The sequence below is a fragment of the Micromonospora pallida genome (assembly GCF_900090325.1).
Classification (GTDB): domain Bacteria; phylum Actinomycetota; class Actinomycetes; order Mycobacteriales; family Micromonosporaceae; genus Micromonospora; species Micromonospora pallida.
Genome location: NZ_FMHW01000002.1, coordinates 2,482,130 through 2,493,110 on the forward strand (window position 1 = coordinate 2,482,130; position 10,981 = coordinate 2,493,110).

1 protein-coding gene is annotated in these 10,981 nt (G+C 74.3%); it reads right to left on the minus strand.

Annotated features, from left to right (window positions below; all coding sequences use genetic code 11):
* Window positions 1-25: 25 nt before the first annotated feature.
* Window positions 26-10,972, minus strand: coding sequence for a type I polyketide synthase (locus tag GA0074692_RS10585; protein ID WP_091642592.1), 10,947 nt, complete (start codon window positions 10,970-10,972; stop codon window positions 26-28).
* Between the last annotated feature and the right edge of the window lie 9 nt (window positions 10,973-10,981).

The window sequence follows — 10,981 nt, forward strand, 5'->3', positions numbered from 1 at the left end:
TGCCTCGATCCGGGGGTCGGTCATCTCAGGAGATTCCAAACTCTTTGCTGATGAAGTCGAAGATCTCGTCGTCGCTGGCCGACTCGAGGTCAGGCCGGTCCTCCTCGGCGGCGGGGCCGTCGGCCAGGCCAGTCGCCTTGGCCAGCAGGTCCCGCATCCGGGTGGTGAACCGCTCCCGGGTCGCCGGATCGAGCGGGATGGTGGTGAGCAGGCTCTCCACGGTGTCGATGCCCTGGAAGAGGGGCTGCGTGGAGGGGGCCTCCCCGGCGGTGATCTCGCTGGCCAGCTTCTCGGCGAGCGCGGTGGGCGTCGGGTAGTCGAAGACCAGCGTGGCGGGCAGCCGGAGGCCGGACAGGCCGTTCAGCCGGTTGCGGAGGTCGACGGCGGTGAGCGAGTCGAAGCCGAGTTCGGTGAAGAGCCGACCCGGGTCGATGGCGTCGGCCCCGGCGTGGCCGAGGACGGCGGCGATGTTCGCCCGGACCACGTCGAGCACCACCTTGCGCCGTTCCGGCTCGGCCAGGCCGGCCAGGCGCTGCCCGAGGGAGACGCCGCCGGGGCCGGCACCGGTGCCGTCGGCGGAACGCCGCAGCGGCACCCGGACCAGAGCGCGGAGCATCGGGGCGAGGGTCCCGGACTCCGCCTGTCCGCGCAGCGTCCCGACGTCGAGCCGCATCGGTACGACGGCGGCCGCGTCCAGCCGCCAGGCGGCGTCGAAGAGGTGCAGCGCCTGCTCGGTGGGGAGTCCGGCCGCCCCCTGTTCGGCCATCCGCCGCACGTCGGCGTCACCGAGGTGACCGGTCATGCCGCTGGCCCGCGCCCACAGGCCCCAGGCCAGGGAGATGCCGGCCAGTCCCCGGGCCCGCCGGTGTGCGGCGAGAGCGTCGAGGAAGGCGTTCGCGGCCGCGTAGTTGGACTGTCCGGCACTGCCCAGCGTGGCCGCCGCCGAGGAGAAGAGCACGAAGGCGGCGAGGTCACGGTCGGCGGTGAGCCGGTGCAGGTGCCAGGCCGCGTCGATCTTCGGTACGGCCACCGCGTCGAGGCGTTCGGGCGTCATCGACTCGAACACCCCGTCGTCGAGAACGCCGGCCGCGTGGACCACCGCGGTGAGCGGGTGCGCGGTGGGGATCCCGGCGAGCAGCGCGGTCAGGGCGTCGGGATCGGCGGCGTCGCAGGCGACGACGGTCACCTCCGTGCCGTGGGCGGCCAGTTCGGCGACCAGGTCGTCGATCCCCTCGGCGGCCGGACCGCGCCGGCCGGCGAGCAGCAGGTGCCGGACGCCGTGCGTGGTGGCGAGGTGCCGGGCCAGGAGGCGGCCCAGCACGCCGGTGCCACCGGTGACGAGCACCGTGCCGTCCGGGTCGACGCCGCCGGGCAGCAGCTCCACGCCGGCCGGCACCCGTCCGAGGCGGGGTACGCGCACCTGGCCGGCCCGTACCGCGACCTGCGGCTCGCCGGACCCGATCGCGGCGGCCAGCACGGCGGTGCTGTCCGGGTCCCCGTCGAGGTCGACCAGTTGCAGCCGGTTCGGGTGTTCCAGCTGGGCGGCGCGCAGCAGACCCCAGACCGGCGCCTGGCGCAGGTTCACCACGGGCTGTTCGCCCGTTGCGACGGCGTCGCGGGTGACCAGCACCAGCCGAGCGTCGGCGAACCGGTCGTCGGCGAGCCAGGCCCGTACGGCGGCGAGCACGCGGTGGGTGGTGGCCCGCGCCTGTCCGGCGAGTGCCGGATCCGTGTCGGTCCCGTCGCCACCGACCGGGACGATCACCGCCCCGGGTGCCGACCCGCCCCCGGCGAGCAGGTCCCCGAGGGTCTCCGGGGCGAGGTCGGCGCGGACCCGGACGCCCGCCGACTCGCAGGCGGCACTGAGGGCCAGGTCGTCACCGACCACCACCCAGCCGGTGGCGGCGGGCACCGGGCCGGCGGGCACCGGCAGCGCCGGCCAGTCGACGTGGAACAGCGACTCGTGGCGGCCGGAGCGGGCGGCCCCGAGGGCGTCACCGGTGACCCGTCGCATGATCAGCGACTCGGCGTGCAGCACGGGCGCGCCGGTGGCGTCGGCCACCTGGAAGGAGACCCCGACCTCACCGGCCGAGGCGACCCGGACCCGCAGGGCGGTGGCGCCGGCGGCGAGCAGGGTGACCCCGGTCCAGGCGAACGGCAGCCGGGGGGCGTCGGGGTCGGCGCCGTCGCCCATCCGGGCGAGGAAGCCGCCGATGGACATGGCCTGCAACGCGCCGTCCAGCAGCGCGGGGTGGACACCGAACCGACCCGCCTCGGCGTGGTGGTCGGCGGGCAGCTCCACCTCGGCGAAGACCTCGTCGCCACGAACCCACGCGGCGCGCAGCCCTCGGAAGACCGGGCCGTAGCCGAAGACGGTCGCCTCGATGCCGGCGTAGAAGTCGTCGGACTCGACGCGGGTCGCGCCGGACGGCGGCCACACCCCGAGGTCGAAGGCGGGCGCCTCGACCGGACGCGGGCCGAGCAGACCGGTCGCGTGGCAGGTCCAGGCCACGTCGGCGAGGATCTCGTCGGAGCCGTCCCGGTACGGCCGGGAGTGGAACTGCACCGTACGACGGCCGTCCGTGTCCCGGTCACCGACGGTGAGCTGCACCTGGAGGGAGCCGAGTTCGGGCAGGACGAGCGGGGCGAGCAGGGTCAACTCCTCCACCACCGGCGTGCCGGCCTGCTCACCGGCGTAGGCGGCGAGTTCCACGAAGGCGGTGCCGGGCAGCAGGATCGCGTTCATCACCCGGTGCTCGCCGAGCCACGGGTGGGTACGCACCGACAGGCGGCCGGTGAACACCATCCGCTCGTTGTCCGGGAAGGTCACCGTGGCGCTGAGCAGCGGGTGGCCGGCCTCCTGGAGTCCGGCGGAGGCGACGTCCCCGGCCGGGCCGACGGGCAGGTCGACCCAGTAGCGTTGGTGCTCGAAGGCGTAGGTGGGCAGGTCGACGGTCGCCGTCTCGGCGAGGACCCTGGTCAGGTCGACCGGCAGGCCGACCGTGTACGCGGTGGCGAGACTGGTCAGCAGGCGGGTCGCGTCGTCCTCACCCCGCCGCAACGTGCCAAGAGTGTGGCCGGTGACGCCGGCGTCGTCGAGGATCCCCGTCACCGGCATGGTGAGCACCGGATGCGGGGAGATCTCCACGAACGTGGTGTGACCGGCGGCCACCGTCACCCGGACGGCCGGGTCGAAGAGCACCGTGCGGCGCAGGTTCTCGTACCAGTAGTCCGCACCCATGCTCTCCGGGAGCACCCACTCACCGGTGAGGGTGGAGACGAGCCGGACGTGACCGGCCCGAGGGGCGACGTCCGCCAGGTCGGTCCGGAGCCGCTCGGCGACCTCCTGCACGGACGGAGAGTGGGAGGCGTAGTCCACCGGGATGATCCGGGCGCGCACACCGTCGGCCTGACAGGCGGCCACCAGATCCGTCACCGGCTGCGGCGGCCCCGACACCACGACGGTCGACGGACCGTTCACCGCCGCCACCCCGACACCGGGGAACACCGGCAGACGTTCCGCGACCGCATCGGCGGACAGGTCCACCGACGCCATCGCACCCGTACCCCGCAGGACGGCAAGGGCACGGGAGCGCAGGGCGACGGTCTTCGCCGCATCCTCGAGGGACAGGATCCCCGCGACGCAGGCCGCGCCGATCTCGCCCTGCGAGTGACCGATCACCACCGCCGGGGACACGCCGGCGTGTTCCCACACGGCGGCCAGAGCGATGCCGACCGCCCACAGCACCGGCTGGACGACCTCGACCCGGTCCAACCACGACTCGTCGTCACCGGTCAACACGGAAACCAGGTCGACGTCCAGGTGTGGCGCGAGCGCCCGCTGACACTCGGCGAGCTTCGCGTCGAACACCGGAACCCGACCCACCAGACCCGCCGCCATACCCGCCGACTGCGCGCCCTGCCCCGGGAACACGAACACCGGACCAGCCGACGGACCGGCGAGGCCGGCGACGACGTTGCCGGCCGGAATCCCCTCGGCCAGGGCCTCCAGCCCGGACAGCAGTTCCTCGACGTCCGCGCCGACGACGGCGGCGCGTTGGTCGAGGGTGGCGCGGGTGGTCGCCAGGGACCAGCCGACCGCTGCCGGGTCCACGTCGCCGTGCGTGCGGACGTGGTCGGCGAGCCGGGCGGCCTGGCCGGCCAGGGAGGTCTTCGTGCGGGCGGACAGCGGCCAGACGGCCACGCGCGCGTCGGGCGCCAGGCCCGCCGGTTCGTTGGTCTGGACAGCCCCGTCGACCGGTTCGTCGGCCTGCTCGATGATCACGTGGGCGTTCGTGCCGGAAATGCCGAACGACGACACCGCCGCCCGACGCGGCCGACCCACCACCGGCCACGCCCGCGCCTGCGTCACCAACTCCACCGCGCCCGCCGACCAGTCGATGTGCGGCGACGGCTCGTCCACGTGCAACGACGCCGGCACCACCCCGTGCCGCATCGCCTGCACCAGCTTGATCACACCCGCCACACCCGCAGCCGCCTGCGCGTGCCCGATGTTCGACTTGATCGACCCGAGCAGCAGCGGCCGGTCGCCCGGCCGGCCCTGCCCGTACGTGGCGAGCAGGGCCTGTGCCTCGATCGGGTCGCCCAGGGTCGTGCCCGTGCCGTGCGCCTCGACCACGTCCACGTCGGCGCTACCGAGGCCGGCGGAGGCGAGGGCCTGCCGAATCACCCGCTGCTGCGACGGGCCGTTCGGCGCGGTCAGACCGTTCGATGCGCCGTCCTGGTTGATGGCCGAGGCCCGCACCACGGCGAGAACCCGGTGCCCGTTGCGACGGGCATCGGAGAGCCGCTCCACCAGCAGCATGCCGACGCCCTCGGACCAGCCGGTGCCGTCCGCCGACGCGGCGAACGACTTGCACCGACCGTCGGCGGCCAGGCCCCGCTGCCGGGAGAACTCGACGAACGCGGTCGGCGTGGTCATCACCATCACGCCGCCGGCGAGGGCCATGTCGCACTCGCCGCTGCGCAGCGCCTGGCCGGCCCAGTGCAGGGCGACCAGGGACGAGGAGCAGGCGGTGTCCAGCGAGACCGCCGGTCCCTCCAGCCCGAACGTGTAGGCGACCCGGCCGGAGATGACGCTGCTGGTGAGGCCGGTCAGCGCGTACCCCTCGGTGCCCTCCCCCGCGTACGCGACCAGGTTGCTGTAGTCCTGGCCGCTGGTGCCGACGAAGACGCCGGTGCTGCTGCCGCGCACGGTGGCCGGGTCGATGCCGGCGGACTCGAAGGTCTCCCAGGTGGTTTCCAGCAGCAGCCGCTGCTGCGGGTCCATGGCCAGGGCCTCGCGCGGCGAGATGCCGAAGAACGCGGAGTCGAACTGGTCGACGCCGGTGAGGAAGCCGCCGCCCCGGGCGTAGAAGGTGCCGGGGGCGTCCGGGTCGGGGTTGTAGAGCGAGTCGAGGTCCCAGCCCCGGTCGGTGGGCAGGTCGGAGATGGCGTCGACGCCGTCGGCGACGAGCCGCCACAGGTCCTCCGGGGAGCGGACCCCGCCGGGCATCCGGCAGGCCATGCCGATGATCGCCAGCGGTTCGTCGTCGCGTATCGGCACGGTGGTGGTCGCCGGCCGGACCGGGACGGGCGTGCCGGCGATCTCGGTGCCGAGGTGGACGGCCAGGTCCCACGGGCTGGGGTAGTCGAAGACCAGGGTGGCCGGCAGGCGCATACCGAAGGCGTTGTTGAGCCGGTTGCGCATCTCGACGGCGGTGAGCGAGTCGAAGCCGAACTCGTTGAACGCACGGCGCGGTTCGATGGCGGCCGGATCGGGGTAGCCGAGCACGGCGGCGGCCTGCCCCCGGACGATCTCGACGAGCGCGTTGACCCGGTCGGTGTCGCCGAGTGCGGCGAGCTGCTGCACCAGCGACTGACCGGTGGTGGCCGCCGCGCTGCGGGGCAGACGGATCAGGGCCCGGTACAGCGGCGGGATGCTGCCCCCGGCGAACTGGGCCTTCATCGCGGCCAGGTCAAGGCGGGCGGGCACCAGCGCGGCGTCGGTGGTGTGGCAGGCGGCGTCGAAGAGGGCCAGGCCCTCCTCGGCCTCCATCGCGGCGACGCCGGAGCGGGAGATCCGGTTGAGGTGGACGTCGTCCAGCTCGGTGGTCATGCCGCTGCGATCGGCCCAGAGGCCCCAGGCGAGGGTGAGCGCGGCGCGGCCGTGCGCCCGGCGGTGGTGGGCCAGACCGTCGAGGAAGGCGTTGGCGGCGGCGTAGTTGCCCTGACCGGGGCCACCCGCGGTGGCGGCAAGCGACGAGTACGAGACAAACGCCTTCAGATCGAGGTCGGCGGTCAGCTCGTGCAGGTTCCAGGCCGCGTCGACCTTGGGGCGCAGGACGTCGTCCATCCGCTCCGGGGTAAGCGAGGAGATGACGCCGTCGTCACGGATGCCGGCGGCGTGGATGACGGCAGTGAGCGGGTGGGCGTCGGGGATACCGGCGAGCAGCTCGCCGACCGCATTCCGGTCGGCGACGTCGCAGGCGGCGACGGTGACGGTGACGCCGAACGCCTCCAGGTCGGCGCAGAGCTCGGCGACCCCGGTGGCGGCCCGGCCGCGCCGGCTGGTGAGGACCAGGTGTCGGACGCCGTACCGCGTCACCAGGTGCCGGCTCATCAACTGGCCGAGGGTGCCGGTGGCGCCGGTGATGAGGACGGTCCCCTCGCCGTCGAACGGGGTGGCGGGAGGCTCGATCGTCGGCGGTACCCGGGTGAGCCGGGCTCCGGCGGCGACGCCGGAGCGGATCACGACCTGCGGTTCGTCGGTGCCGACGGCGGCGACGAGGGTGGCGGCGGACCCGGCCACGTCGTCCACGTCAACGAGGAGGAACCGGTCGGGGTTCTCCGACTGCGCGGAGCGGACCAGACCGATGATCGCCGCGCCGGCCAGATCGGTCAGGTCGGTGGCCTGGTCGGTGGCCACGGCACCCCGGGTCAGCACGACCATCGTGGACGCGGCGTACCGGTCGTCGGCAAGGAACTGCTGGAGGACGGCGAGCGCCCGGTGGGTCGCCTCGGCAACCGCGCGCGGCACGTCCGTGGCGGCTGGTGGGTGCAGGAACGGCACGACCAGCACGCCGGGTACGTCCGTCCCGTCGGCCAGCGCCGCACCCAGATCGGCCAGGGAAGGGTACGCCGCCACGGCGGTCCCGGTGGCGGCGACCGCGTCGACGAGGTCGGTGGCGTCGTCGACCACCGCCCAGGCGGCGGTGGTCGGACCGACGGGCGCGGTCAGCGGGGCCCACTCGATCCGGTACAGCGACTCGGTGCCGCCACCGGCCGTGCGGAGCTGGTCGGCGGAGACCGGCCGCAGCACGAGCGAGCCGACCGAGATGATCGGCGCGCCGGTGACGTCGGTGAGGAGCAGGGAGACGCTGTCACTGCCGGTGTGCCGGAGCCGGACCCGGGCGGCGGCGGCCCCGGCGGCGTGCAGGTCGATGTCGTTCCAGGAGAACGGCAGCCGCCCGTAGCCCGGGGGTACGTCCGCGCCGGAGGGGGTGCCGGTGGCGGTGGCGAGGCCGAGGGTGTGCAGGGCCGCGTCGAGCAGGGCGGGGTGCAGCCCGTACCCGCCGGCCTCGGCGGCGGGCGTCTCGGGCAGGGCCAGCTCGGCGAAGAGGTCGTCGCCGCGCCGCCAGGCGGAACGCAGCGCGATGAAGGACGGGCCATAGTCGTAGCCCTGGGCGGCGAGGTTGAGATACAGGTCGTCGGTGCCCACCTCGGTCGCGCCCGGCGGCGGCCAGACGGTCAGGTCGGCCCAGCCGGGTGCCCCACCGGGGTTCGCCGGGCCGCTGGCGAGGACGCCGCTGGCGTTGCGGGTCCACGCCCGTTCGGCGGTGCCCTCGGCCGGTTCGCTATCCGGGGCGGAGTGCAGCGACACGGAACGGCAGCCGGCCTCGTCGGCAGGGCCGATCCAGAGCTGGATGTCGACGCCGCCGGTCTCCGGCAGGATGAGCGGCGCCTCCAGGGTCAGCTCGCGGACGTGGTCGGCGCCGACGTGTGCCCCGGCTTGGAGGGCGAGTTCGACGAAACCGGTGCCGGGCAGCAGCACGGTGTCGAAGACGACGTGGTCGGCGATCCACGGGTGGGTGTGCCGGGCGAGCCGTCCGGTGAACAGGAAACCCCCGGCGTGGGCGACGCCGACGGCCGCGCCGAGCAGGGGGTGCTTGGCGGGGCGCAGGCCGACGGCGGTGACGTCGCCGGTCCAGCCGGCGCCCGACTCGGGCCAGTACCGCTGGTGTTGGAAGGCATACGTGGGCAGGTCGACACGGCGCGCGCCGGTGTGGGCGAACCACGGGGCCCAGGTCACCGGGACACCGTGGACGTGCAGTTCGGCCAGGGCCGCCAGCAGGCCGGCGACCTCGGTCCGGTCCTTGCGCTGGGCGGCGACGGCGAGGACATCGGCGTCGTCCGGGAGGGCGTCGGCGGTCATAGCGGTCAGCACGCTCTGCGGGCCGACCTCCAGGAAGGTGCCGGCACCAGCGGCGCGCAGCGCGGCTACCCCGTCGGCGTACCGGACCGCCTCCCGGACGTGCCGCACCCAGTAGTCCGGGTTGCGGATCTCGTCGGCGTCGGCGAGCTCCCCGGTCAGGTTCGACACCACGGGCAGCGTCGGCGCGGTGAACGCAAGCCCCGCGACGACGGCCCGGAACTCGGCGAGCATCGGCTCCATCAGCGGGCTGTGGAAGGCGTGGCTGACGGTGAGCCGGCGGGTGCGGGCGCCCCGGTCCCGCCAGACCCGCTCGATGTCGTCGAGCGCGTCGACAGCGCCGGAGACGACCACGGAGGTCGGGCCGTTGACTGCGGCGACGCCGACCCGGTCGGTCAGCCCGTCCAGGGTCGACAGCACGTCCGCCTCGGCGGCGTTGACGGCCAGCATGCCACCGCCGGTCGGCAGGGCCTGCATCAGCCGACCCCGCGCCGCGACCAGTGCGCACGCGTCCGCCAGGGAGAGCACACCCGCGACGTGCGCGGCGGTGATCTCACCGATGGAGTGGCCACCGACGAGATCCGGCACCACACCGAACGACTGGACGAGGCGGAACAGGGCCACCTCGACCGCGAAGAGACCGGCCTGGGTGAACACGGTCTGGTCCAGCAGCTCCGCCTCGGGCGTACCCGGCTCGGCGAACAGGACGGTCCTCAACGGCTGCGGCAGCAGCGGGTCGAGGTGACCGCAGACCTCGTCCAGGGCGGCGACGAAGACCGGGAACGTCGCGTACAGCTCGCGGCCCATGCCGGCACGCTGCGCGCCCTGGCCGGAGAAGAGCACCGCGAGCGGACCCGGTCCGGTCACCCGACCGGTGACCACCGCATTGGACGGCTCGCCCGCCGCGAGGGCCCGCAGCCCCGCCAGCAGGTCGTCGCGGCCGGTGGCGGCCACCACGGCCCGGCTGTCCAGGCTGGCCTGCGCGGTGGCCGAGGAGAACGCCACGTCCAGCGGGCGCAGGGCGGGGTCGGCGTCCAGCCAGGCGGCCCAGCGGCCGGCCTGGGCGGCGAGCGCGGCGGTCTCACGGGCCGACACCGCCACCGGTACGACCGGCTGCTCGACGGTGGTGATCGCCTCGGCCGGGACGGCCTCGGGCTCCGGGGCCGCTTCGAGGATGGTGTGGGCGTTGGTGCCGGACACCCCGAACGACGACACCGCCGAGCGGCGCGGCCGGTCGACCGCTGGCCACGGGGTGGCCTCGGTGACCAGCTCGACGGCACCCGCGTCCCAGTCCACCTCGGGCGTCGGGGCGTCCACGTGCAGGGTGGGCGGGACGATGCCGTGTCGCATCGCCATCACCATCTTGATCACCCCGGCGACACCGGCGGCGGCCTGCGCGTGGCCGATGTTCGACTTGACCGAGCCGAGCAGCAGCGGCGCGGCGTCGCCCCGGTCCTGCCCGTACGTGGCGAGCAGCGCCTGTGCCTCGATCGGGTCACCGAGCCGGGTGCCGGTGCCGTGCGCCTCGACCACGTCCACCCCGCCGGCGGCGAGGCCGGCGTTGGCGAGGGCCTGTTGGATGACCCGCTGCTGGGAGGGACCGTTCGGGGCGCTCAGCCCGTTGGACGCGCCGTCCTGGTTGACCGCGCTGCCCCGGACCACGGCGAGGATCGGATGGCCGTTGCGCTTGGCGTCGGAGAGCCGCTCCAGCAGCAGCACGCCGACACCCTCGGACCAGCCGGTGCCGTCGGCGGCGGCGGCGAACGCCTTGCACCGACCGTCGGTGGCCAGCCCGCGCTGCCGGGAGAACTCGACGAACGCGGCCGGGGTGCACATGGCGGTGACCCCGGAGACGACGGCGAGGGTGCACTCCTGCTGCCGCAGCGCCTGAGCGGCCAGGTGCAGGGCGACCAGGGACGACGAGCAGGCGGTGTCGATGGTCACCGCCGGCCCCTCCAGGCCGAAGGTGTAGGCGATCCGCCCGGAGACGACGCTACCCGCGTTGCCGGTCATCAGGTGACCCTCCAGGCCCTGCGCGGCGCCCATGAGCACGCCGCCGTAGTCCTGGCCAGTGCTGCCGGCGAAGACGCCGGTGCGGCTGCCGCGCAGCGAGTGCGGGTCGATGCCGGCCCGCTCGAAGACCTCCCAGGAGGTCTCCAGCAACCAGCGCTGCTGCGGGTCCATCGCGAGGGCCTCGCGCGGGGAGATCGCGAAGAAGCCGGGGTCGAAGTCGGCCAGGTCGTGGACGAAGCCGCCCTGCCGGGTGTACGACGTGCCGCTCTGTTCCGGGTCGCTGTCGTACAGGGAGGCGAGGTCCCAGCCCCGGTCCTCGGGGAAGTCGGAGATGACGTCCCGGCCGGACGCCACCACCTCCCACAGGTCCTCCGGCGACCGCACCCCGCCGGGGAAACGGCAGCTCATGGCGACGATGGCGACGGGTTCCTGCTCGCCGGCCTCCACCTCGCGCAGGCGCTGCCGCACCTGGTGCAGGTCGGCGGTGACCCGCTTGAGGTAGTCGAGAAGCTTCGCCTCGTCAGCCATGGACCGCAC